Here is a 21,949-nt window from a genome sequence, read left to right as displayed (position 1 = left end):
ACAACAAGAACCACCGACCGAAAGGGCCTCGATGCCCAACGTCTTCCAGTCCGACTTCCGCATGTCCAACGCACCCGAAGCGCCGGTGCACCCCGCCAGCCATCCCGCGAGCGCGCCCATCACGGCCGAAGACACGCAGGACTATTTCACCGAGGTCGCGGTCGACTACAGCGCCTGGAGCCCCAGCTACAACATGCACTTCGGCTTCTGGCGCGCCGGGCTCAACCCGCTGCGTCGCGAAGGCATGCTGGTGGAGATGAACCGCGCAGTCGGCCAGGCGCTGCGGCTCGACGAGTCGCAGCCCGCCCCGGGCCATCGGCGCTGCGTGGTCGACATGGGCTGCGGCGCCGGCGCCACAGCGCGCACGCTGGTTGGCGACGACGCTTCGCTCTATGCCGTGACCATCACCAACGTGCCCGTGCAGAACCGCATCGCAACGCGGCTCGATGCCGCGGCCGGCGTGGCCGACCGCATGGCCCACATCGAAGCCGACTACACCCGCACCGGCCTGCCCGCCGCACAGGCCGACGGCGCCTGGGCGCTGGAAAGCGCCTGTTACGCCGAGGGCACCGGCAAGGCCGACTTCGTGCGCGAGGCCGCGCGCCTGCTGAAGCCCGGTGCACGGCTCGTGGTGGTCGACGGCTTTCTGCTGCGGCGCAAGCCCGGCCGCATCGCCCACTGGCTGCACCGCCTCTGGGCCGACAGCTGGGCCGTGCCCACGCTCGCCACGCGCGAGGACTTCACCGCCGCGCTGCGCGACAACGGCTTCGAGGACATCGCGTTCAAGTCGCTGCGCTGGCGCGTCGCGCCCAGCGCGCTGCACATTCCCGTGCTGGCCACGCGCTTCACGCTCGCCGAACTGTGGAAGGCGCGCGGCAGGCTGAGCCCCTGGCGCCGCAAGCACATCGTGGCGAGCTATTGCGCGCTGGCACTCGGCATGTTCTGGCGCGACTTCGACTACGCCATGGTGACCGCGCGGCGCAGCAGCGAGCCGGCCGGCCGATAGAACAAACAGCGAATCCAAAGAGGAGAAGACCCTTCATGCGTACCGAAGACCCCGAAGACAGCCGGCTCGACGAGTGGACCCCTTCCGCAGCCGCCGCCAACGCCACCGACCCCGACGACAAGCCCCCGCGCCGCATGCCCTTCGCCTGGTTCTGGCCAGTGCTCGTCGGCGCGCTGGCCGCACTGGCGATGCGCTTCGCCTTCAGCGGCAGCCCGGGCCGCGCGTTCTCCGCGATGCTCGGCTCGTTCATCTACTTCGCGCCCGCGGTGTGCGGTGCGGTCACCGTCTACATGGCCGAGCGCATCGAGCGGCGCAGTTGGGGCTACTACCTCTGGACGCCGTGGCTCTCGACAGCGCTCTTCGTGGTCGGCACGCTGCTGGTCTACATCGAGGGGATGATCTGCGCCGTCGTGATCGTGCCGCTCTTCGCCCTCATGGGCAGCGTCGGCGGGCTGCTGATGGGGCTGGTGTGCCGCCTCACCGACTGGCCGAAGCGCGCGCTCTACAGCTTCGCGGCGCTGCCGCTCGCGCTCGGCGCCATCGAGCCGCAGCTGCCCAACCCGGAGCGGATCTCGAACACCTCGCGCACGCTCTTCATCGCTGCACCGGCCGGGCGCGTCTGGCACGAACTCAACGATGCGCGCGACATCCGGCCCGGCGAAGTCGGCGATGCCTGGGCCTACCGCATCGGCGTGCCGATGCCGGTGGCCGGCGTGACCGAAGACACGCCTGAAGGCCGCGTGCGCAAGGTGCAGTGGCAGAAGGATGTGCACTTCGAGGGAATCATCACCGAATGGCAGCCGCAGCAGCGCGTGAAGTGGCGCTACCGTTTCTCGCCCGACTCCTTCCCTGCGGGCGCGCTCGACGACCACGTGGTGATCGGCGGCCACTACTTCGACCTGCGCGACTCGGCCTACACGCTGACGCCGCGCGACGGCGGCACCGAGCTGCGCATCGATGTCTCGTGGCGCGTCAGCACCCGCTTCAACTGGTATGCAGACCGCGTCGCGCAGTTCCTGCTGGGCGATTTCTCCGAGCACATCCTGCGCTTCTACAAGGCGCGCAGCGAAAGCGCCGTGGTGGTGGCCGGATGACGCAACCCGTCTTCCAGCAAGCGCTCGGCCCCGGCTGGGAACGGCTCGGCGACGTGATCCGCCGGCACTACACGATGGCGCCGTTCTCCGACGACTGCGTGTGCGTTCGCGGCACGATGAACGAAGTCCATCACGCGCCGTGGGCCGCGCTGCTGATGCCCTTCGGCCGCCTGTTCGGCGCACTCGTGCCCCATACCGGCACCGACGTGCCGATCGAAGTGCACTACCGCTGCCGGCCGGACAACGCGAACCTCCATTGGGACCGCGTCTTCCACTTCGAAGGCCGCCCGCCCTTTCACTTCCGCTCGCACATGGAGCACACCTCGGCACAGGGCAGCGAGGTGATCGAGTACGTGCGCTTCGGCATCGGCATGCGCCTGGCGGTGAGCGCGGAAGATGGCGCGCTGGTGTTCCGCGACCTCGGCTACCTCTGGCGCATTGCCGGCCTGCGCATTCCACTGCCGCTGGGCCTGCTGCTGGGCACCGCCTATGTCGAGGAACGGCCCGACCCCGCGGACCCCGACCGCTTCACCATGAAGATGCTGCTGCGCCACCGCTGGTTCGGCGACGTGTTCCGCTACAGCGGGCACTTCCGATTGGGGCGCTTGGGTCCACAATGAGCACACCATGCCGCGCCGCCCCGAAAACCTCTACGCCCAGTACCACGCCCACGTCTACTTCGCCCCCGCCACGGTGGCGCAGGCGCGCGAACTCTGCGAGCGGGCCGGCAAGGAACTGATGGTGGTCGTGGGCCGCGTGCACGAGCGCCTCGTGGGCCCGCATCCGCACTGGAGCTGCCAGTTGGCCTTCGATGCGGCCGAGTTCGACCAGGTCATCGACTGGCTCGACGCCAACCGCAACGGACTCGACATCTTCGTGCACGGCGTGACGGGCGACGACTTCGCCGACCACACGGCGCACGCCATGTGGCTCGGGGAAGAAAGCGTGCTCGACCTGCGGATGTTCCGGCGCTAGGCGCGCACCCGGCCCGGGTCAAGGGAGGCTGCGAATCCGCAGCGCCGCCGAGGCCGTCTCGTCGAAGGCCAGCCGCTGCGCCAACACCGCATGTTCGTCGTACGGATGCTCGTAGCTCCACGCGACGTCCCGCGCATGCCTGTGGCGCGTCTCGACGTCGAAGTAGCTGGCCTGTCCCTTGAAAGGACATTCGGTGGCGGTGGCGGAAGGCTTCAGGAATTCCATCCGGGCATCCTCGCGCGGAAAGTAGAAGCGCGGCGGGTGGCCGTCCTCGTCGACGCGCAGCACATTGCGCGAGTCGGCAATGGTTTYGCCGTCGATTTCCACCGTCATGCGTGCATCGATGATCGATTCGTCCACCCGGTGCCCGGGTGCATTCTGATGGCCTGGGGATTGGCTCATGGGTCTGTTCCTTGATCAGGTTCCAAAAAAGGTCGGGATTCGGGCAGCCGGGGGCGCTGCTCATGGGGTCGAGCGCGTCTGGCGCGCGAAGCGGCGGGCTTCGGCGAGCAGGTGGCCCACCTCCTCGTCGGTCGTCTGCGAAAAATCGCTGTACCAGGTACCGACGGCCATGAACGAATCGGGGCATTGCACGCAAAGCACCTGGTCGACTTCGGGGCGCAGGGTTTCCAGTGCCTCGGGCGAAACCACCGGCGCCGTGGCAAACACGGCTGCGGCCCCCTGCTGCTTCAGCCCGCGAACGGCCGCCAGCATCGTGGAGCCGGTGGCCACGCCATCGTCGACCACGAGAACCTTGCGCCCGCGAACGTCATGCGCCGGCAGTCCCCTGCGGTAGGTGCGCTCACGGCGTTCGAGTTCCGCCCGCTCCCTCCGCACGACCTCATCGATGGCCGACTTGCCCAGCTCGAGCCATCGAACCACCTCGTCGTTGATCACCGTGATGCCGCCGCCTGCGATCGCGCCGAACGCATATTCTTCGCGGCCAGGCACGCCCAGCTTGCGCACCACATACACATCGAGCGGGAGTTCCAGGCGCCTGGCCACTTCGAAGGCCACCGGCACACCGCCACGCGGCAGCGCCAGCACCAGGGCACCTGCAAAATCGCCATGTTCCAGCAGCACATTGGCCAGCAGGCGGCCGGCTTGTGCACGATTGCGGAATTCCATGCCTCTGTTCCTTCGATGGAATTCCACTCTCCGCGCGCTGCGGGGCAGCGTCTGTCGGAAGCGACGTGAATGCGCGTAGGAATGTTCGGACCCCGCAAAGGGGCTGCTCCAACGCCCTCGAGGCCTAGAACTCCGCGTCGAGCTCGTCGATTTCCTCGGGCTCGCTCTTCGCCGCAGTCACCCATTCCTGCATGTCCGGCAGGCTCATCACCCGCTTGCAGTAGGCGGCGCAGACGCTGTCGAGCGCCACGTCATAACTCAGGAAGCGCGTGACCACCGGTGCATACATCGCATCGGCCATGCCCGGCTGCTTGCCGAACAGGAAGGGCCCGCCGTAGGCCTTGAGGCATTCGCGCCAGATGGCGACGATGCGGTCGATGTCGGCCTGCGCGCGCGACCAGACCTTGAAGCCCGTGAAGTGCGCCTTGATGTTCATCGGCAGTGCGCCGCGCATCGAGGAGAAGCCCGAATGCATCTCGCCGCAGATCGCGCGGCAGTGCGCGCGGGCCGCCGCATCGGCCGGCAGCAGCCCGGCCTTGGGCTTGATCTCGTGGAGGTATTCGCCGATGGCCAGCGTGTCCCACACCTTCACGCCGCCATGCTGCAGCGAGGGCACCAGCATCGACGAGGAGAGCAGCAGCATCTCGGCTTTCATCGCCGGATCGTCGGGCGGGATGATCTTCTCGCTGAAATCCAGCCCGGCCAGCCTGCACATCAGCCAACCGCGCAGCGCCCACGCGCCGTAGTTCTTGCTGCTGATGGTGAGAACGGGTTTGGCCATCGTGGAGCTCCTTGATGTTGCGTGCCTGCGTGCAAGCCCCATGCCACCCGGCTGGCCCGCAACTTGCCTGCACCCACTGCATGCTGTACCGGGCCTACCAGAACCAAGCCGACCTCCTCTCGCTCCCGCGGCTCACGGCGCAGTACCTGGGCAAGGCCCTCTGGAAAGACGGGACGGAGCGCACCATGATGCGGCGCCTGGCCGCCCAGTTCGAGGTCTTCTCGCGCATGCGGCTGACCCATTCACGGCCGGCCTACGGCATCGGCACCGTGACGGTCGAGGGCGCGGAAGTGGTTGTCCACGAAGAGAAAACCCTGGTCTCGCCTTTCGGTACGCTGCTGCATTTCCGAAAAGACATCAAGACGGTGCATCCACCCGTGCTGCTGGTTGCACCACTCTCGGGCCATTTCGCCACGCTGCTGCGCGAAACCGTGCGCACCCTGCTGCGCGACCACGACGTGTACCTGACCGACTGGCACAACGCGCGCGACGTGCCGCTGTGGCATGGCGGCTTCAGCCTCGACGACTACACGCTGCAGCTCATCCAGTTCCTCGAGGCCGTGGGCCCCGGCGTGCACATGGTGGCGGTCTGCCAGCCTTGCGTGGCCGCGCTGGCCGCCACCGCGCTGATGGCGGAAGACGACAACCCCGCCACCCCGCGCAGCCTCACGCTGATGGCGGGCCCGGTCGATTGCCGCATCAACCCGACTGGCGTGAACGTGCTCGCGACCAGCAAGCCCATCGAATGGTTCCGCCGCAACCTCATCAGCCACGTGCCATGGCCGCACGCGGGCGTGATGCGGCGCGTGTACCCGGGGTTCCTGCAGCTCTCGGCCTTCATGAGCATGAACCCCGAGCGCCACAAGAAGCAGTTCGAGGACATGTTCAGCCACCTCGTCGAAGGCGACATCGAGAAGGCCCGCACCATCGGCACCTTCTACGACGAATACCTCGCGGTGAACGATCTGCCGGCCGAGTTCTACCTGGAGACGGTGGAACGCGTGTTCCAGACCTACGACCTGCCGCGCGGCGTGCTCACCGTGGGCGACCGCACGGTGAACCCCGCCGCCATCCGCCGCACCGCGCTGCTCACGGTGGAAGGCGAACGCGACGATATCTGCGCGGTCGGCCAGACAGTGGCGGCGCAAGACCTCTGCACCGGCATCCGGCCGTACCTCAAGGCCCACCACCTGCAGGCCGGCGTGGGGCACTACGGCGTGTTCAGCGGCAGCAAGTGGAATACGCAGATCTATCCGCGGGTGCGCGAGACGATCCACGCTGCGGCGGAGTTGTACTGAGAGCCTGTCTGGGATCTCGTTGAGGTGCGTTGTTCAGGGCGCGCTCACGCCGACGGGGTACCTTGCTCCGCGAATGTCCCCCGGCGCGGCCTAAGGCCGCAGGCCTCCTCCTTTATTTCGCTGCGCAAGGCACCCCATCGGCGTGATCGCTCAGCGCAGCGGTTGATCGGCCAGCACAACGGCCGCGCCCCCGTGTACAGGGCACCGGGTGCTCCCCGCGGCGAAATAAAGGAGGAGCGAAGCGGGGGACATTCGCGGAGGGGAGCACCCGGTGTCCTGTGCACGCGCCCCGAACGGCCCGCGCACCACGCTGAATCGCAGACAGTCTCTAAGACTGGCGCCGCGCGCGCGTGCCCTTGGTCATGCGGCGCACCGTTGCCTCGCCGGCCTGCGGCAACCTGTCGCGCAGGAACGCGATCAGTTCCTGCGCGACCACATTGCGCATCGGCCCCGGCAGGTAGGCCAGCACCACACGGCGCTCGATGCGCGGCTTCAGCAGCGGCACCACCACCAGTTCGGGGTCGCGCAGCGACGAGGTGTACAGCCGCGGCATCAGCCCCAGCGCCTGCCCGCTGCGCACCAATGCATAGAGCGTCTCGGAATAGCTCACGCGGTACGGCTCCGCGCCCTGCGCGAACTGCGCACGCGCCGGGTTGCCCAGGGCCGGCATGCTGCCGCTTTCGAACAGCACCAGCCGCTCCTTGCCGATGGCCTCCCAGTTCGCATCGCCGGCCGCCGCCAGCGCATGGTCGCGGCGCACCACCAGCACCAGCGGATCGCGGAACAGGTCGATGCAAGTCAGCCCGCCCGGCGGCTCGGTGATGGCGGCCACCGCCATGTCGAGCTGGCCGCTGCGCAGCTCGGCCAGCAGGGTGGTCGAGGGCGCATCGCGCCAGGCCAGCTCGACCTCGCGCTGGCCGCCTTGGAGGAACTCGCTGGCGGCGGCCGCGACGCGCGCACTGGCCGACGGAATCACGCCCACGCGCACGAAGGCCCTGCCGCGCTGCACCGTGCTCTCGATGTCGCGCAGCGCCACCTCGAAGGTGTGGACCAGGAAATCGGTGCGTGCCAGCACCTCGGCGCCTACCGGCGTGAGTTCCAGGCTGTGGGTGGAACGGGTGAGCAGTTCGGCGCCCAGCAGCTTCTCCATCTGCTTGATGGCATTGCTCAATGCAGGCTGCGTGATGGCCAGCCGCCGGGCCGCCCGGCCGAACTGGCCCTCTTCCACCAGCACCGAGAAGAACTGCAGCTGGCGCAGCGTGAGCGCTCGCAGGGGCAAGGTGGCCATGGCGTCCCCGGTTATTGATTCAGTGAATCAAATTATAGAAATTCAAAATTTTCCTTATGAGGCCCGGCTCCCTAGACTGGTCAGCATGACCAGCCCCATCTCGCCGCCCTTCACGCTGCAAGCCATGCTGCATGCGATTCCGAAGGTCGAGCTGCACTGCCACCTGTTCGGCACCGTGCGCCACGACACCTTCAAGCAGCTCAACCTGCGCGCCGGCGCGCCGCTGGCGGCCGACGAGATCGAAGGCTTCTACACGCGCGGCGAGAAACCGGTTGGCGTGCTGCGGGTGCTGCGCGCACTCGACGCCCAGTTGGTGCGCGGCCCCGGCGATCTGTACCAGCTCACGCTCGAATACCTGCAGGATGCGGCCTCGCACAACGTGCGCTACGCAGAGTTCTTCTGGAACCCGACCGGCACGGTGCACGGCTCCGGCATCCCCTACGCAATGGCCCAGAGCGCCATCGTCCGCGCGATCCAGGATGCGCAGCAGGAGTTCGGCATCGTCGGACGGCTCATCGCCGCGATCGACCGCGAGGCCAGCCCGGAGGCGGCCGTGGAAATGGTCGAGTGGGTCAAGGCGCATCGCTGCGACGAGGTGATCGGCATCGGCATCGACTACCGCGAGGTCGACCGCCCGCCCGAACTCTTCACAGAAGCCTATGCCGCGGCCAGGCGTGCCGGCCTCAAGACCACCGCGCATGCGGGCGAGTTCGGCATGCCCTGGACCAACGTACGCACTGCGCTCGAGGTGCTGCAGGTCGACCGCATCGACCACGGCTACACGGTGGTCGACCAGCCCGACTTCGCGCGCGAATGCGCCGAGCGCGGCGTGTTCTTCACCGTGGTGCCGACCAACTCGTACTACCTGCGCACGCTGCCGCCCGCGCGCTGGGCCATCGACCACCCAATCCGCCGCATGCCCGGCCTGGGCCTGCGCATCCACCCCAACACCGACGACCCGACGCTGCACAAGGTCACGCCCACGCAGACCTGGCTGATGATGGTGCGCGACTTCGGCTTCGGCCTCGACGACCTGCGCGGCTTCATGCACAACGGCCTCGACGGCGCATGGATCGACGACACGCAGCGCCGCGAATGGCGCACGCTGTGGAGCGAGGCCTTCGACACGCTGCGCGCCCACCTCGACACCGAACCCGCCTCCTCCAATCCTTCCACGCCCGGATGACCCACGCCATGACCACGCCCCGACGCCTGCTCCTCGCCGCCGCGCTCTGCGCCGCCTTCTTGCCCACCGCCGCGCTTGCGCAGGCATGGCCGGCCGCTAGGCCCATCACGCTGATCGTTCCCTACACGGCGGGCGGCAGCGTAGACGTCAATGCCCGTCTCGTCGCAACGCGGCTCGGCGAACGGCTCAAGCAGTCGGTCGTGATCGAGAACGTGAGCGGCGCGGGCGGCGCCATCGGCGTGGCCAAGGCCGTCAATGCGGCGCCCGACGGCTACACGCTGGTGGTCGGGCCCGACAGCGCCATCGCCATCGGCAAGCTGGTCAATCCCACGGCCTTCCGCTTCGATCCGCTGAAAGACCTGGCGCCGGTCGGCCTGCTCAACACCGCGCCGATGGTGCTGGTCGCGCGGCCCGGCCTCGAGGCCCAGACCTTCAGCGACTTCGTGAAGCTCGCCAAGGCCAGGCCCGGCAAGTACAACTACGCCACCTCGGGCGTGGGCACCGTGCTGCAGCTGGCGATGGAACTGCTCAAAGAGCGCAGCGGCATCTTCGTCACGCACGTGCCTTACCGCGGCGGCGCGCAGATCGCCACCGACGTGATCGGCGACCAGGTCGACCTCGCGATGCTGGTCAGCACCAGTGCCATTCCGCATGTGAACGGCAAGCGCCTGAAGGCGCTGGGCGTGACCAGCAGCAAGCGGCTGGCCGCGCTGCCCAACGTGCCCACCTTCGACGAGATGCCCGGCCTCAAGGGCTACGACATGGTGAGCTGGACCGGCATCTTCGCGCCCGCGAAAACACCGCCGGCCGTGGTGGCCCACATCAACCAGGAACTCAACGCCGTGCTGCAGGAAGAAGGCGTGCGCAGCAAGCTGATGGAGCAAGGCGCACTGCCGGGCAGCGGCACGCCCGAAGCTTTCGGCCGCTTCGTGCAGACGGAGTACGCGCGCAACCAGAAGATCGTGCAGACCGCCAACATCAAGGAGTGAACGCGTGACGATGACGAAGACCTTGCTGACCCGGCGCGCACTCGTCGCCTCCGCTGCCAGCCTGGCCGGCATGGCCTTCGCGCAGGGCAACACACCCGCCCAGCTGGCGCAGGCGCTGGCCGGCACGCCGGCCGCGCAACTGCCGCCGGTGCCCGGCAAGCGCCAGGTCGTCATCGACACCGACCCGGGCCAGGACGACGCCGTCGCGCTGCTGATGGCCATGGCCGCGACCGACCGGCTCGACATCCTGGCGCTGACCGTGAGCGTGGGCAACCTGCCGCTCGCCGTGACCGAGAAGAACGCACGCATCGTGCGCGACTGGGCCAAGCGCCCGGAGATTCCGGTCTACGCGGGCTACCCGCGCCCGCTGGTGCGCGAACCGATCTTCGCGGACGACGTGCACGGCAAGACCGGCATGGAAGGCCCCACGCTGCACGAGCCGCGCGGCCCGCTGATGCCCACGCACGCGGTGCAATACCTCATCGAGACGCTGCGCGCCGCCGCGCCCAGGAGCATCACGCTCGTGGGCCTGGGCCCGCTCACCAACTTCGCGGCCGCGCTCAATTCGGCGCCGGACATCAAGCCGGCGATTGCGGAGATCGTGGTGATGGACGGGTCCTGGGGCGTGGGCGGCAACATCACGCCCGCGGCCACCTTCAACGTGTATGCCGACCCCGAGGCGGCATCGATCGTGTTCCGCAGCGGCGTGCCGGTGACGGCCATGTCGCACGACGCGGCGCGCCGCGTGCTGCTCACGCCCGAGCGCATCGTGCCCTTCCGCACCATGGGCAACAACGCCGGCAAGGTGGTGGCGGACATCTTCGATTCGATGATGGCCTACGGTCTGCGCCGCCGCGGCGTGGCGGTCGGCCCGATCTACGACCCCTGTGTGATCGCCTACCTGCTGAAGCCCGAGCTCTTCAAGGGTGCGAAGGTGAGCGTCGACGTGGAGACCAGGGGGGAGTTCACCACCGGTGCCACGGTGGTCGATTTTCGCGGCTACAACCGCCGCACGCCCAACACGCTGTGGATCAGCGGGGCCGACACGGAAGGCTTCTATGCGCTGCTGCGCGCGCAGATCGCGCGGTTGCCCTGAACAACCGGGTCAGTCGTCGGCCTTGCTCTCGTCCTCCGCCGGCCAGTCGCGGATGTAGGCCTTGAGCATCTTGTTCTCGAAGTTCTGGCTGTCCACCACGGCCTTGGCCACGTCGTAGAAGCTGATCACGCCCATCAGCATGCGCTTGTCCATCACGGGCATGTAGCGCGCGTGGCGCTCCAACATGATGCGGCGGATTTCGTCGAGGTCGGTTTCGAGGGTGCAGGTGACCGGGGCGTCGTCCATGGCCTTGCGCACCAGCGTGGTCCCGACCTGGCCGCCGTTGCCGACGATGGCCACGATCACTTCCCGGAAAGTGAGCATGCCGACCAGGTCGCCATGCTCCATGACCACCAGGGAGCCGATGTCCTTGTCCGCCATGGTGTTGGCGGCTTCTGCCAGCAGATCGTCTGGCGTGATGGTGAAGAGCGTGTTGCCCTTGACGCGAAGGATGTCGCTGACTTTCATCGTGTGCTCCTCTCGGACTTCGTTCGTTCTCGGCGGCGTGCCGATTTGAATATAGCCCACAATCGACGCCGACCTGAACGCCCATGTCGCGGACGCATGATTTGCAGACGTAACGGGGCATTGCGAACGACTCCTGAAAGGCCTCCATGCCCGGCTATTCCGACCCCGGTTTCGACACCCTCGCGCTGCACGCCGGCGCCGCGCCCGACCCCGCCACCGGCGCGCGGGCGGTGCCGATCCACCTGACCACCTCCTTCGTCTTCGAGTCGAGCGACCATGCGGCGGCGCTTTTCAACCTCGAGCGTGCAGGCCACGTCTATTCGCGCATCAGCAACCCGACCAACGCGGTGCTGGAGCAGCGCGTGTCGGCGCTCGAGGGCGGCATCGGCGCCATCGCCACCGCCAGCGGGCAGGCGGCGCTGCACCTGTCGATCGCCACGCTGATGGGCGCGGGCTCGCACATCGTGGCCAGCACGGCCCTGTACGGCGGTTCGCAGAACCTGCTGCACTACACGATGCGCCGCTTCGGCATCGAGACCACCTTCGTGAAGCCCGGCGACCTCGACGGCTGGCGCGCGGCCGTGCGGCCCGAAACCAAGCTCTTCTTCGGCGAAACGGTGGGCAATCCCGGGCTCGACGTGCTCGACATCCCGGCCGTGAGCGACATCGCCCATGAAGCCGGCGTGCCGCTGCTGGTCGACTCCACCCTTACCTCGCCCTACCTGATCAAGCCCTTCGACTGGGGCGCCGACCTGGTCTATCACTCGGCCACCAAGTTCCTCTCGGGCCACGGCACGGTGATCGGTGGCGTGGTGGTGGACGGCGGCAGCTTCGACTGGGAGAAGTCGGGCAAGTTCGCCGAGCTGACCCAGGCCTACGACGGCTTCCACAACATGGTCTTCAGCGAGGAAAGCACGGTCGGCGCCTTCCTGCTGCGCGCCCGGCGCGAGGGGCTGCGCGACTTCGGCGCCTCGATGAGCCCGCACACGGCGTGGCTGATCCTGCAGGGCATCGAGACGCTGCCGCTGCGCATGGAGCGGCACATCGACAACACACAGAAGGTGGTCGAATTTCTTTCCAGCCATCCTTTCGTGTCGCGGGTGGGGCATCCGCTGATCGAATCGCATCCGAGCCATGYACTTGCACAGAAGCTGCTGCGCCACGGCGCGCGCGGTGCCGGCGCGGTGTTCAGCTTCGACATCAAGGGCAGCCGTGCGCAAGGCAAGGCCTTCATCGAGGCGTTGAAGCTGTTCAGCCACCTGGCCAACGTGGGCGACTGCCGCAGCCTGGTGATCCACCCGGCCAGCACTACGCACTTCCGCATGACCGACGAGGCGCTGGCGGCCGCGGGCATTTCGCAGGGCACGATCCGTCTCTCGATCGGCCTGGAAGACCCGGCCGACCTGATCGACGACCTCAAGCGCGCGCTGAAGGCGGCGGAAAAAGCCTGACCGCGCCGATGGAGCCGACACCGTTCTTCGAGTGGCTCGAGAGCCCTGACGCGCTCGGCGTCGCGCCGCATTTCTTCGCCGCGCACCCCGACGGCACGCCCGACCGCGAGACCTACTGCGGCAGTGGCGATGCGCCCCCGATCACCCGCGAGCGCTTCTGGAACGCGCCGCGCCGCATCGAGATGTCGCAGGACTGGGGCCATCCGCCGCGATTTCCCGACCTGGCCGACTGGTCGGGCGACGGCTCGCCGCACGCGAAATGCCTGCTCGTCAGCCTCAGGCTGCACGCGCTGTTGACGCAATTCAAGCTGCCGGCCCACCGCGCATACGACGTGGAGGCCCGCTTTCCCGCGTACCACCACGCACGCTTCGGTGACCAGCGGGCCCCGTACCGGCTGATGCACTGGCTCGGCGACGGACAGTGGCTCGACAGCCTGGACCTGACGCGCACCGCGCTGCGCATCACCGTGCGGCTGCAGAAAGACCGGCCCCGCTACCACCGCGTCTTCGCGGCAGGCAGCTTCGAGACGGCGGCCCAGGTCGCGCAGGCCGCGACCGAGTTCGAGAAAGACCTGCCCCGCACGCCTGGCTACGTTCCGCGGGGGCGCACGCTCGAACATGGGGCTCATGTCATGGCCGAAGCGTTTCAGCCCACCGGCGTGTCCCGCCATGGGCGGGCGGTGCTCGACATGGCATCGGCCCATTGGCCCGTCCATCTCCAGCCGCTGGACCTGCTCTGGCTGCCCGATGAAAGCGCCCCGCTGGTCAGCAACGACCTGAGGCAGGCGCTGGCGAGCGGCGGTTTCACCGGCATGCGCTTCGGCAAGGAATGGCGCTCGGCCTTCGCCCAGCCCGCCGAGATGCAAGGCCCGGCGTTCCGCGCGGAGCGCGCCGCACTGCTGTCGCGGATCACCACCTCACGGGACGCCGACCCCAGCGCTTGCTCGGTGCGGATCTTTGCCGCGCTCCAGGCCCGGCAGCAGGCGCTGACACAGCGGCCGATCGACGTCGCGCAACTGGTGCTGCCCGCGGCTTATGCCGAGTTGCTGCGCACCGGCCTGCCAGTTCATGCGGAGCCCGATGAAGGCGATGAAGGCGATGAAGACCACGACGACAGCGACCTCGGCTCGCGAGACCCTCGCCGGTGGCACTGGTTCCCGCGCGAGCGCCTGCACATGCTGGACGACATCGGCGACGACGGTGACTGGGTGGCCAGACACCCGGAAGCCGCGCGTGCGCTGCTCGTCGCGCAAGAAGAAGGCGGCGACTACCTCGGCTTCCTGCTGCGAGACGGCTCGGACCTCGAACTCGACGGCACGTTGATGCATTTCAAGCACGAGACGGGCGAGATCCTGCCGAGCGCGGTCCACGACTGGGCGCCGCCCCCGCACGCCCGGTCCGCGTCGGCGCGCTGATCCGCCATCTCAGGAACACAAGACACACAAGACCCAAGAAAGAGACGCCATGAGCATCCTTCAAGTCAACGGCCACAGCACCTACTGCTACACCGGCGGCAAGCCCTTCGATGCGGCCAAGCCCACCGCGGTGTTCATCCACGGCGTGCTGAACGACCACAGCGTGTGGATTCTTCAGACGCGCTGGTTCGCCAACCACGGCTGGAACGTGCTGGCGGTCGACCTGCCCGGCCATTGCAAGAGCGAGGGCCCACCGCCGGCGAGCGTGGAAGAGGCGGCGCAGTTCGTCATCGCCTTGCTCGACGCGGCCGGCGTGGAGAAGGCCGCGCTGGTCGGCCACAGCTTCGGCTCGCTGATCGCGCTCGAAGCCGCATCACGCGCGCCCGGCCGTGTGACGCATCTGGCCATGGTCGGCACGGCCTACCCGATGGTGGTGTCGCCCGCGCTGCTCGACGGCGCATTGAACGATCCGCAGCGCGCCATCGCGATGGTGAACACCTTCTCGCACTCGCTGCTCGCGCCGCCGCCCTCTTCGCTCGGCCCCGGCACCTGGCTCTACGGCAGCTCGCGTGCGCTGATGCGCCGCGTGCTCGCGAGCAACCGCGATGCCAACGTGTTCCACATCGGCTTCAAGGCCTGCAACGACTACGCGAACGGCGAAGCCGCGATGGAAGCGGTGCAGTGCCCGGTGCTGTTCCTGCTCGGCGATGCCGACCAGATGACGCCGCCGCGCGCCACCAGGGCGCTGGTCGGCAAGGCACGCAACGCCAGGGTGGTGACCGTGCATGCCGGGCACTCGCTGATGAGCGAGGCGCCCGACGAGGTGCTGTTCGCGCTGCGCGATTTCGCGAGCAGCCCCTCGGCCTGACCCAGCCGCCCCAATCCGCCCTATTCCGCCCTATTCCGCCACGATGCCCGCGCGGTGCGCCAGCGCGCGGTAGCGCGAGATCTCGCCCTCCATCTGGCTGCGGAAGGCGGCCGCACCGATCGCCACCGGCTCCATGCCCTGCGCGCGCAGCTGCGATTGCAGCGCCGCGTTGCCCATCGTGGCCGTGACCGCGCGCACCAGCTTGTCGATCACCGGGGCCGGCGTGCGCGCCGGCGCGGCAAAACCGTACCAGGCGTCGAAGGTGGCATCGGGCAGTCCCTGCTCGGCCAGCGTGCGCACCTCGGGCAGCATGCTGGAGCGCGTGGCGCCGACGATGCCGAGCGCCCGCAGCTTGCCCGAGCGCACGTGCGGCGCGACGGCGGCCACGGTGTCGATGCCGATCTCGATCTCGCCGCCGATCACGGCCATCGCGCCCTGGCTGCTGCCCTTGTACGGAATGTCCTGCAGCTGGATGCCCGCCGCCAGCGCGAACAGCTCGCCGGCCAGGTGCGGCCCCGAGCCCGCCCCGAAGGTGGCGTAGCGGATGCTCCTCGGCTTGGCCTTGGCGGCCGCGACGAGTTCGGGCAGCGAATGCCACGGCGTGCCGTTGCCCACCACCAGCACCAGCGGCGTGCGCGCGACGATGGCAATGGGCGCCAGGTCGCGCGCCGGGTCGTACGGCAGCCTGGCGCGCATCGCGGGGTTCACGCTGTAGCTCGTGGAGCCCGAGAGCAGCAGCGTGTAGCCGTCCGGCACCGCCTTGGCGACCGCATCGGTGCCGATGATGGTGGAGGCGCCGGGCTTGTTGTCGACGACGATGGGTTGGCCGAGGTGCTGCGACAGGCCCTGCCCCATCGCCCGCGCCACGATGTCGGTGCCGCCGCCCGGCGGAAAGGGCACGACGAGCTTGATCGGCCTGTCGGGCCAGGCGTCCTGCGCAAGCACGGGGGCATGGAAGGCGAGAACGGACGAGGCGCAAAGCAGCAGGCCGAACATGCGGCGGGAAGCGGTGGGTTTCATGGTGCAGGTGAGGAGATGGAAGAAGCGGTTTGCGGGAGTCGTCCGTCGGCCCATGGCGCGAGGCCGGGCTCGCCCAGGTCCCAGTAGAGGCCGGCCATGATCTGCAGGCCTTCGCGCGCCAGCGGCGCCAGGAGGTGCTCGTTGGGCGCGTGCTGCGCACAGGCGGGGTACGAATGCGGCACCCACAGCGTCGGCAGGCCCAGCGTTTCGGCGAACACGTCGTTGGGCAGCGAGCCCGCCAGGTTGGGCAGCAGGTCGACGTGCCGGCCGCTGCTTTGCGCGATGGAGCGCCGGGCCCAGCCGACCCACGGGTTCTCGACGTCGAGGCGCGTGGCGGCGCCGGTCAGCGTGACCTGCACCTCCACGTTGCCGAAGCCGTGCGCGTCGAGGTGCGCGCGCACGATCTGCTGCAGGTCCTGCCACGGCGTGCCGACCACGAAGCGCAACTGGCAGTGCGCCACCGCCTCGGCGGGAATCGCGTTGACCGGCCGCTGCGGCGAGCCCGCGCCCAGCGCCAGCACCTCGATGGTGTTCCAGGCCACCAGCCGCTCGGCCGGGCTCAGGCCGGGCTCGCCCCACTCTTCGTCGAGTGCCGGGTCGTCCGCACCGCCGCCGATGGCGATGTCGGCAAGCGCCGCACGCACGGTGTCGGAAAYCGGCGGCGGGCGCAATGCCTCGACGAGGATGCGGCCCCGCGCATCCGCCAGCGAGGCCACCGCATGGCTCAGCACGGTGGCCGGGTTCGCCAGCACGCCGCCCCAGTTGCCCGAGTGATAGCCCTTCGGCCGGGCCCGCAGCCGCAAGGTGAAATTGACCGCGCCGCGCGAGCCCAGAAACAGCGTGGGCCGCTGTGCGCTCACGCGCGGCCCGTCGCTGGCGATGAACAGGTCGGCACGCAGCCGGTCGCGTTCCTGCGCACACACCGCCTGCAGGCCGGGAGACGCGGCTTCCTCGCCCATCTCAACCAGCCAGGTGACGTTGTAGCCCAGCCGCCCGCCGCGCGCCTGCAGCACGGCGGCGAGCGCGCCCAGCGCGATGCTGTGCTGCCCCTTGTTGTCGGCCGTGCCCCGCCCGTACCAGCGATCGCCGCGAACGGTGAGCGACCACGGGCCGAGGCCTTCGTCCCACTGCGCGTCCTGCCCGCTCACCACGTCGCCGTGGCCGTAGCTCAGCACCGTGGGCAGGGCCGGGTCTTCGACGCGGCGCGCGATCAGGAACGGGCCGCCGCCGGCCACGGGGTTGCCGATCACCTCGCAGGCGAAGCCGAGCGCCGCGAGCGGCGGGCCCAGTTCCTCGCGCAGGTAGGCGTCGAGCGCCGGCGTGACGGCGCCCGTGTCGCTCTCGGTGCGAAAGGCGATGCGGCGCTGCAKGTCGGCGAAGAAGCGGCCGTCGTCGAAGTAGGCGGCGGCAGCGGCCAGGCCGTCGGTGCGTTGGGGCATGGGGTGGTTCCTTCTTTCTTTCGTGGTCCTTGGCGGGTGCAGCAAGTACAAGGCCTGGAGGCCGATGCTTCCAGCATCGTTTTGGCAAGCTACCATTGCCTTTCAAGCAACGCTCCATGGCCATGGCACCACCTTTTCTCAGCATTCCGATGCGCCACTTCATGGAAGTGGCGCGCAGCGGCTCGGTCAGCCAGGCGGCGGCGCGGCTGTTCGTCGCCTCGTCGGCGGTCAGCCGGCAGATCACCCGGCTGGAAGACGGCCTGGGCACACCGCTGTTCGAGCGCCACGCGCGGGGCATGACGCTCACCGCCGCAGGCGAACGGCTGGCCGCGCACCTGCGCAACGCGCAGCTCGACCTCGAGCAGGTCATCGAACAGGTGCGCGACCTGGGCGGGCAGAGCGCGAGCCGCATCCGCATGGCGTGCACCGAGGGCTTCGCGGGCCACTTCATGCCGCTGGTCATGCGCAGCTTCGAGACGGCCCACCCGGGCACGCAGCTCGAACTTCACGTCGGCTCGCCCGACGGCGTGAGCGCGCTGCTCGCGCGCGGCGAGACCGACATCGCACTGAAGTACGTGGTGGCGCCCGAGCCCGGCCTGAAGATCGAGCACTCGGCCAACGCACCCGTGTTCGCGGTGCTGCGGCCCGACCATCCGCTGGCGCGCCAGCGCGTGGTGTCCGTGGCGGATGCGGTGCGCTACCCGCTCGCGGTGGGCGACAAGGGCGTGACGGCGCGCCAGCTGTTCGACCAGGCCTGCAGCCTCCAGGGCCTGCAGTACCGCGCGATCTTCGTGAGCAATTTTTCGTCGGTGCTGCTGCCGCTGCTGCGCACGCCCGACGTGATGCTGTCGGGCCTTCTCACTGTCATGCACCTGATCGACGCGGGGACGGTGGTGGCGCGGCCCTTTGCCGAGGCGCCGCTGCAGCAGCGCCAGTTGCAGGTGCTGGCGCTCGAGGGCCGCACGCTCACGCCGCTGGCGCAGGCCTTCGTGCAGCACCTCGTGAGCGCGATCGCCAGCGCGGGCCGGCGCAAGCTGGGGCGGGCGCGGGCTGATGCGGCCTGAAGAAGAAAAAGCTCAGCCCAGCGCGTTGATGTCCGCCGGATCGAGCACCGCCTTCGGCGCGCCGTTGCGCGCCACGGCCAGCATGGCGCGGCCCATCTTCTCGGTGGTCGTCACCTTGTTCGGCCAAAGGCTGTGGGCCAGCCCAAGCACGGGCTTGAGCACGAAGATCGCGGCGTCGTAGAGCGGCGTCTTCGAGCGCACGCCATGCAGCGGCTGGATCATGCCGGGGCGGAACATGAAGGCCGCCTTGAACGGCAGGCGCAGCAGGGCGTTTTCGGTCGCGCCCTTCACGCGCGCCCACATGCTGCTGCCGCGCTCGCTGCTGTCGGTGCCGGCGCCCGTCACGTAGGTGAAGGTCATGCCCGGGTTGAGCCTCGCGAGCACGGTGGCGGCGGCCAGCGTCAGGTCGTAGGTGATGCGCTTGTACGCGGGCTCCTTCATACCGACCGACGACACGCCGAGGCAGAAGAAGCAGGCGTCGAAACCCTGCAACTGCGGCTCGATGGCGCTGTAGTCGTACATGTCCTTGTGGACCAGGTCGCGCAGCTTGGGATGCTGCTGCCCCGTGGCATTGCGGCCGACCGCGACGACGCTCCCGACGTCGGGCGCCAGCAGGCACTCGCGCAGCACGCCCTGCCCCACCATGCCGGTGGCGCCGAAGATCAGGATGTTCATGGGTGGGTCCGGTTAAACCGAAAAGGTCGCCGGCTTCTTCTCGAGCACGGCGAGCAGAAGGTCGACGTCGAGGCTCGAAGGCTGCGGCGGCTGCAGGGCGCCGAGCATGCGCGAGAGCGTTTCGGCATGCGGCAGCATGGGGCCCAAGAAGCGCGTGCCGTCGGCGCCGGCCACCAGCAGCGTGGGAAAGGTCTCGACGTCGAACCCATCGGCGATGTCGGCATGGTCTTCGATGTCGACCCAGCCGAAGCGCAACTGCGGATGCGCGCGCGCCACCTGCTCGAACAGCGGCCGGTAGTCGCGGCAGGTGCCGCACCATTCGGCGCACAGGCACACGACCCACAGCGCATCGCTGGCCGGCTTGGCGGAATCGGGGGTGGCGGGAAGAGCGCTCAAAGCTGATGCGGTGAAGGTGTGAATACGGAGCCGGGGTGGTACGCCCGGAAGGTCGTGGCTATTATGGACAAAGCGCCCCCGGCGCTCAGGAGACTCGCACGATGAACACCACGACTGCCCCGAAATCTGCTGTCGATCCGCGCAGTTTCAAGAGCTTCGCGGAGTTCTACCCCTTCTACCTGACCGAGCACGCCAACCGCACCTGCCGCCGCCTGCATTTCACCGGCTCGACGATTTCGCTGCTGTGCCTGGTGGCGCTGGTGCTCACGCTCAACCCGTGGTGGCTGCTGGTCGGGCTGGTGGCGGGCTATGGTTTTGCCTGGGTCGGCCACTTCGGCTTCGAGAAGAACAAGCCGGCCTCTTTCAAGCGCCCGCTCTATTCCTTCATGGGCGACTGGGTCATGTACAAGGACATCTGGAGCGGCAAAATTCCCCTCTAGCGTGGCGATGCGTCTTGTTCTTTTTCTTTCGCGATCCACGCGTCCACCACACTGGCCAGCACGTCGAGCGGCACCTCGCCGGTGCCGAGAACCACGTTGTGGAAGTCTTTCAGCGAAAATTTCGCTCCCAGTTCGCGCTGCGCCTTTGTGCGCACCTCGAGAATCTTCCACATGCCGACCTTGTACGAGCATGCCTGCCCGGGATTGACCACGTAGCGCTCCACCTCTGTTGCGGGTATTCCGTAGTCGATCGCTTGCTGGCGCGTCCAGCGCTTGGCATGCAAGCCGGTATCCACCACAAGGCGGCGAGCCCGAAAAAGCTCCTTTCCCAACTGGCCCAGGCGCCCTTCCACATCATCCTCGTACCAACCGAGTTCAGCCGCAAGCTGCTCGCTGTACAGCGCCCAACCTTCGGAAAAGGCGGACAGTCGGCCAAAACTGCGGCGTTGGCGAAACCGTGGCAGCTCCTGCGACTCCTGCTGGAGCGTGATCTGAAAATGATGGCCTGGAACCCCCTCGTGGTAGGCGAGCGTGCGCATGGAAAGTACCGGGAACGAAGGGCCAGGCAGGGGAGCCCAGAAGATACCGGGGCGTGTTCCGTCGGCAGCGGGTGCGGCGTAGTGGGCGGATGCGCTTTTTTCCGTGAAGGGTGGCTCCCTCTTCACCACGATGGGCGCCTTGGGGCGCCTGTCGAAAACAAGGGCAGCCCGCCGCTGTGCGTCGCGCAGAATCTCGTCGAATCCAGCCAGGAGTGCAGGCCGCGGATCGGGCTCGGCGGGCGGCTGCGAGTCGGCTTCCAGCTTGTCGTAGCGCGCCTTGACGGTTCCGTCCCTGTAGCCCAGCTTGCGGAGCAGTCCGTCCATCTCGTTCTCGATGCGCGCGACCTCTTTCAACCCGAGTTCATGGATCTCGTCCGGCGTGAGCCTGGTTGTCGTGTTCGAGGCCAGCAACGCTGCATAGGCCTGCGCACCCCGCGGCAGCCGCCACAGCCCTGCGTCATCGGTGGCCACGCCCATCTGCTCGGCAAGCAGCGCGCGGACGCGCCGGAATGCGGGGTCGATGTCAGTGCGCACCATCTGCGCCGCAGCTTCTACCGCGGCGGCCCTGACCTCCGCGGAAATACCTTCGACCCGGGCTCCCCGCTCGTCGAGCGAGGCAACCAGAACGTTTTGCGTCGGCCCGACCGCAAGGAAACGGTCGATGCCGTCGATGGTCGACTTCAGGATGAACGACGGCGGCACGATTCCCGCCGCCGCACGCGCCTTTGCCTCCGCAATGCCCCTGTCCAGCAAGGGTGCGACCTGCGCAAGGCGCACGAGATAGTTCTCGACATCGCGTGGATTGCGCACCGGATGCCTTTGGCTGAGAAAATTCACAAGACCGACGTGCAAGCCCCTGCGCTGCTCGAAGACGAAGCGGTGGTCGGCCAGGTCCAGTTTGCGAAGCGTGTCATGCAACCGCCACGTGAGCATCGCCTGCGAAACGCGCTGCGTCGGCGAAAGCTCGGCAGGCGAGAAGCTCGCCAGGCGCAAGAGGCCGGCTTGCGCGGCTTGTGAACGCAGGCGCCTTTCAGCCGCCTCGAGTGGAAGGTCGTACTGAAAGTCCTTCGCATTGAGTTTGCGGTCCAGGGCATCCTGCTCGGCGCCGGAGAAGTACTGCAAGCTCGTGGCCGATATCGGGTCGGCACGCACCCAGTCTTCGGTCAATTCGTCGACATAGGCGTCAAACGGCTGCTGCGCATTGGTTGCCGCGGCGGCAGCAGATGGGATCACGCTGCGAACGGGTCTTTCCGGATACGCGGCTGCCTGCGGCGTGCCTTGGTATGCCAAGGCCACCAGCAGCGCCGCCAGAACTTGCTTGAACCTGATCATG

General features: G+C 68.3%; 23 protein-coding genes. 13 read left to right on the top strand and 10 right to left on the bottom strand.

The annotated features are described in order from the left end of the window. The first annotated feature begins 31 nt into the window (after positions 1-31). From AC1DXX_RS19175 to AC1DXX_RS19160, 4 genes are read left to right on the top strand one after another with little or no spacing between them, the layout of a single operon-like run. The gene (locus AC1DXX_RS19175; protein WP_478135792.1) at positions 32-1,006 is read left to right on the top strand and encodes an SAM-dependent methyltransferase; all 975 of its coding nucleotides are present in this window, start codon (positions 32-34) and stop codon (positions 1,004-1,006) included. A 35-nt stretch (positions 1,007-1,041) separates the two neighbouring features. Beyond that, positions 1,042-2,100, top strand: coding sequence for an SRPBCC domain-containing protein (locus AC1DXX_RS19170; protein ID WP_478135791.1), 1,059 nt, complete (start codon positions 1,042-1,044; stop codon positions 2,098-2,100). Beyond that, positions 2,097-2,720 carry a DUF4166 domain-containing protein gene (locus AC1DXX_RS19165; RefSeq protein ID WP_478135790.1) on the top strand — a complete coding sequence of 208 codons (624 nt, stop codon included), beginning with the start codon at positions 2,097-2,099 and terminating at the stop codon, positions 2,718-2,720. Before AC1DXX_RS19170 ends, AC1DXX_RS19165 begins: the two co-directional genes overlap by 4 nt. A gap of 7 nt (positions 2,721-2,727) precedes the next feature. Beyond that, entirely contained in the window at positions 2,728-3,075 is a 348-nt protein-coding gene (locus AC1DXX_RS19160) for a DOPA 4,5-dioxygenase family protein (RefSeq protein ID WP_478135789.1), read from the top strand. 18 nt (positions 3,076-3,093) lie between these two features. Here the strand turns inward: AC1DXX_RS19160 and AC1DXX_RS19155 are convergent, their stop codons facing one another. The 3 genes from AC1DXX_RS19155 to AC1DXX_RS19145 form a co-directional block, all read right to left on the bottom strand. Continuing rightward, positions 3,094-3,477, bottom strand: coding sequence for a DUF427 domain-containing protein (locus AC1DXX_RS19155; RefSeq protein WP_478135788.1), 384 nt, complete (start codon positions 3,475-3,477; stop codon positions 3,094-3,096). Positions 3,478-3,537: 60 nt separating this feature from the next. After that, positions 3,538-4,203: a phosphoribosyltransferase gene (locus AC1DXX_RS19150; RefSeq protein WP_478135787.1), complete on the bottom strand. Its 666-nt coding sequence runs from the start codon at positions 4,201-4,203 to the stop codon at positions 3,538-3,540. Positions 4,204-4,327: 124 nt separating this feature from the next. Next, positions 4,328-4,984, bottom strand: a complete 657-nt coding sequence (locus tag AC1DXX_RS19145; RefSeq protein ID WP_478135786.1) for a glutathione S-transferase — start codon at positions 4,982-4,984, stop codon at positions 4,328-4,330. Between the two features lie 80 nt (positions 4,985-5,064). Here AC1DXX_RS19145 and AC1DXX_RS19140 point away from each other — a divergent pair, with 80 nt between their 5' ends. Continuing rightward, a complete protein-coding gene (locus tag AC1DXX_RS19140) occupies positions 5,065-6,282 on the top strand; it encodes a polyhydroxyalkanoate depolymerase (RefSeq protein ID WP_478135785.1) in 1,218 nt (405 codons plus the stop codon). Positions 6,283-6,610: 328 nt separating this feature from the next. On the opposite strand, the gene AC1DXX_RS19135 is transcribed toward AC1DXX_RS19140, so the two are convergent. Next, positions 6,611-7,570, bottom strand: a complete 960-nt coding sequence (locus tag AC1DXX_RS19135; protein WP_478135784.1) for a LysR family transcriptional regulator — start codon at positions 7,568-7,570, stop codon at positions 6,611-6,613. 85 nt (positions 7,571-7,655) lie between these two features. Between AC1DXX_RS19135 and AC1DXX_RS19130 the strand changes: the two genes are divergently transcribed. The 3 genes from AC1DXX_RS19130 to AC1DXX_RS19120 are packed head-to-tail and all read left to right on the top strand — an operon-like array spanning position 7,656 to position 10,841. Next, positions 7,656-8,756, top strand: a complete 1,101-nt coding sequence (locus AC1DXX_RS19130) for an adenosine deaminase family protein (protein WP_478135783.1) — start codon at positions 7,656-7,658, stop codon at positions 8,754-8,756. An 8-nt stretch (positions 8,757-8,764) separates the two neighbouring features. Next, positions 8,765-9,745: a Bug family tripartite tricarboxylate transporter substrate binding protein gene (locus tag AC1DXX_RS19125; protein ID WP_478135782.1), complete on the top strand. Its 981-nt coding sequence runs from the start codon at positions 8,765-8,767 to the stop codon at positions 9,743-9,745. 10 nt (positions 9,746-9,755) lie between these two features. After that, a complete protein-coding gene (locus AC1DXX_RS19120) occupies positions 9,756-10,841 on the top strand; it encodes a nucleoside hydrolase (RefSeq protein ID WP_478135825.1) in 1,086 nt (361 codons plus the stop codon). Between the two features lie 9 nt (positions 10,842-10,850). Here the strand turns inward: AC1DXX_RS19120 and AC1DXX_RS19115 are convergent, their stop codons facing one another. Then, positions 10,851-11,309, bottom strand: a complete 459-nt coding sequence (locus AC1DXX_RS19115) for a CBS domain-containing protein (protein WP_478135781.1) — start codon at positions 11,307-11,309, stop codon at positions 10,851-10,853. 146 nt (positions 11,310-11,455) lie between these two features. Between AC1DXX_RS19115 and AC1DXX_RS19110 the strand changes: the two genes are divergently transcribed. From AC1DXX_RS19110 to AC1DXX_RS19100, 3 genes are read left to right on the top strand one after another with little or no spacing between them, the layout of a single operon-like run. Next, positions 11,456-12,760, top strand: coding sequence for an O-acetylhomoserine aminocarboxypropyltransferase (locus AC1DXX_RS19110; protein WP_478135780.1), 1,305 nt, complete (start codon positions 11,456-11,458; stop codon positions 12,758-12,760). Between the two features lie 8 nt (positions 12,761-12,768). Further along, entirely contained in the window at positions 12,769-14,175 is a 1,407-nt protein-coding gene (locus AC1DXX_RS19105) for a hypothetical protein (RefSeq protein WP_478135779.1), read from the top strand. Between the two features lie 49 nt (positions 14,176-14,224). Further along, entirely contained in the window at positions 14,225-15,043 is an 819-nt protein-coding gene (locus AC1DXX_RS19100) for an alpha/beta fold hydrolase (protein ID WP_478135778.1), read from the top strand. Between the two features lie 30 nt (positions 15,044-15,073). On the opposite strand, the gene AC1DXX_RS19095 is transcribed toward AC1DXX_RS19100, so the two are convergent. Next, a complete protein-coding gene (locus tag AC1DXX_RS19095) occupies positions 15,074-16,063 on the bottom strand; it encodes a Bug family tripartite tricarboxylate transporter substrate binding protein (RefSeq protein ID WP_478135777.1) in 990 nt (329 codons plus the stop codon). Continuing rightward, entirely contained in the window at positions 16,060-17,502 is a 1,443-nt protein-coding gene (locus AC1DXX_RS19090) for a M20 family metallopeptidase (protein WP_478135776.1), read from the bottom strand. The genes AC1DXX_RS19095 and AC1DXX_RS19090 overlap by 4 nt, the downstream gene beginning before the upstream one ends. A 122-nt stretch (positions 17,503-17,624) precedes the next feature. On the opposite strand from AC1DXX_RS19090, the gene AC1DXX_RS19085 reads away from it, so the two are divergent. Continuing rightward, positions 17,625-18,566, top strand: a complete 942-nt coding sequence (locus AC1DXX_RS19085) for a LysR family transcriptional regulator (RefSeq protein ID WP_478135824.1) — start codon at positions 17,625-17,627, stop codon at positions 18,564-18,566. Positions 18,567-18,578: 12 nt separating this feature from the next. On the opposite strand, the gene AC1DXX_RS19080 is transcribed toward AC1DXX_RS19085, so the two are convergent. Both AC1DXX_RS19080 and AC1DXX_RS19075 read right to left on the bottom strand, forming a co-directional pair. Next, complete coding sequence (locus tag AC1DXX_RS19080) at positions 18,579-19,241, bottom strand: NAD-dependent epimerase/dehydratase family protein (protein WP_478135775.1); 663 nt, start codon at positions 19,239-19,241, stop codon at positions 18,579-18,581. A 12-nt stretch (positions 19,242-19,253) separates the two neighbouring features. After that, the gene (locus AC1DXX_RS19075; protein ID WP_478135774.1) at positions 19,254-19,637 is read right to left on the bottom strand and encodes a thioredoxin family protein; all 384 of its coding nucleotides are present in this window, start codon (positions 19,635-19,637) and stop codon (positions 19,254-19,256) included. A 101-nt stretch (positions 19,638-19,738) separates the two neighbouring features. Here AC1DXX_RS19075 and AC1DXX_RS19070 point away from each other — a divergent pair, with 101 nt between their 5' ends. Next, complete coding sequence (locus AC1DXX_RS19070; protein ID WP_478135773.1) at positions 19,739-20,077, top strand: Mpo1-like protein; 339 nt, start codon at positions 19,739-19,741, stop codon at positions 20,075-20,077. Here the strand turns inward: AC1DXX_RS19070 and AC1DXX_RS19065 are convergent. Next, positions 20,074-21,948: a DUF885 domain-containing protein gene (locus AC1DXX_RS19065; RefSeq protein ID WP_478135772.1), complete on the bottom strand. Its 1,875-nt coding sequence runs from the start codon at positions 21,946-21,948 to the stop codon at positions 20,074-20,076. The two genes, AC1DXX_RS19070 and AC1DXX_RS19065, sit on opposite strands and share 4 nt — an antisense overlap. Between the last annotated feature and the right edge of the window lies 1 nt (position 21,949).

The organism is Variovorax sp. P4_B10 (assembly GCF_056402375.1).
The sequence above is the reverse complement of the archived record's forward strand: the minus strand, read 5'-3'. Positions and strand labels throughout refer to the sequence as shown.

Coding starts and splice junctions, on each gene's coding strand:
- AC1DXX_RS19175 (WP_478135792.1), top strand. CDS start 32: ATGCCCAACGTCTTCCAGTCCGACTTCCGCATGTCCAACGCACCCGAA.
- AC1DXX_RS19170 (WP_478135791.1), top strand. CDS start 1,042: ATGCGTACCGAAGACCCCGAAGACAGCCGGCTCGACGAGTGGACCCCT.
- AC1DXX_RS19165 (WP_478135790.1), top strand. CDS start 2,097: ATGACGCAACCCGTCTTCCAGCAAGCGCTCGGCCCCGGCTGGGAACGG.
- AC1DXX_RS19160 (WP_478135789.1), top strand. CDS start 2,728: ATGCCGCGCCGCCCCGAAAACCTCTACGCCCAGTACCACGCCCACGTC.
- AC1DXX_RS19150 (WP_478135787.1), bottom strand. CDS start 4,203: ATGGAATTCCGCAATCGTGCACAAGCCGGCCGCCTGCTGGCCAATGTG.
- AC1DXX_RS19145 (WP_478135786.1), bottom strand. CDS start 4,984: ATGGCCAAACCCGTTCTCACCATCAGCAGCAAGAACTACGGCGCGTGG.
- AC1DXX_RS19140 (WP_478135785.1), top strand. CDS start 5,065: ATGCTGTACCGGGCCTACCAGAACCAAGCCGACCTCCTCTCGCTCCCG.
- AC1DXX_RS19135 (WP_478135784.1), bottom strand. CDS start 7,570: ATGGCCACCTTGCCCCTGCGAGCGCTCACGCTGCGCCAGCTGCAGTTC.
- AC1DXX_RS19130 (WP_478135783.1), top strand. CDS start 7,656: ATGACCAGCCCCATCTCGCCGCCCTTCACGCTGCAAGCCATGCTGCAT.
- AC1DXX_RS19125 (WP_478135782.1), top strand. CDS start 8,765: ATGACCACGCCCCGACGCCTGCTCCTCGCCGCCGCGCTCTGCGCCGCC.
- AC1DXX_RS19120 (WP_478135825.1), top strand. CDS start 9,756: ATGACGAAGACCTTGCTGACCCGGCGCGCACTCGTCGCCTCCGCTGCC.
- AC1DXX_RS19115 (WP_478135781.1), bottom strand. CDS start 11,309: ATGAAAGTCAGCGACATCCTTCGCGTCAAGGGCAACACGCTCTTCACC.
- AC1DXX_RS19105 (WP_478135779.1), top strand. CDS start 12,769: ATGGAGCCGACACCGTTCTTCGAGTGGCTCGAGAGCCCTGACGCGCTC.
- AC1DXX_RS19100 (WP_478135778.1), top strand. CDS start 14,225: ATGAGCATCCTTCAAGTCAACGGCCACAGCACCTACTGCTACACCGGC.
- AC1DXX_RS19095 (WP_478135777.1), bottom strand. CDS start 16,063: ATGAAACCCACCGCTTCCCGCCGCATGTTCGGCCTGCTGCTTTGCGCC.
- AC1DXX_RS19085 (WP_478135824.1), top strand. CDS start 17,625: ATGGCACCACCTTTTCTCAGCATTCCGATGCGCCACTTCATGGAAGTG.
- AC1DXX_RS19080 (WP_478135775.1), bottom strand. CDS start 19,241: ATGAACATCCTGATCTTCGGCGCCACCGGCATGGTGGGGCAGGGCGTG.
- AC1DXX_RS19070 (WP_478135773.1), top strand. CDS start 19,739: ATGAACACCACGACTGCCCCGAAATCTGCTGTCGATCCGCGCAGTTTC.
- AC1DXX_RS19065 (WP_478135772.1), bottom strand. CDS start 21,948: ATGATCAGGTTCAAGCAAGTTCTGGCGGCGCTGCTGGTGGCCTTGGCA.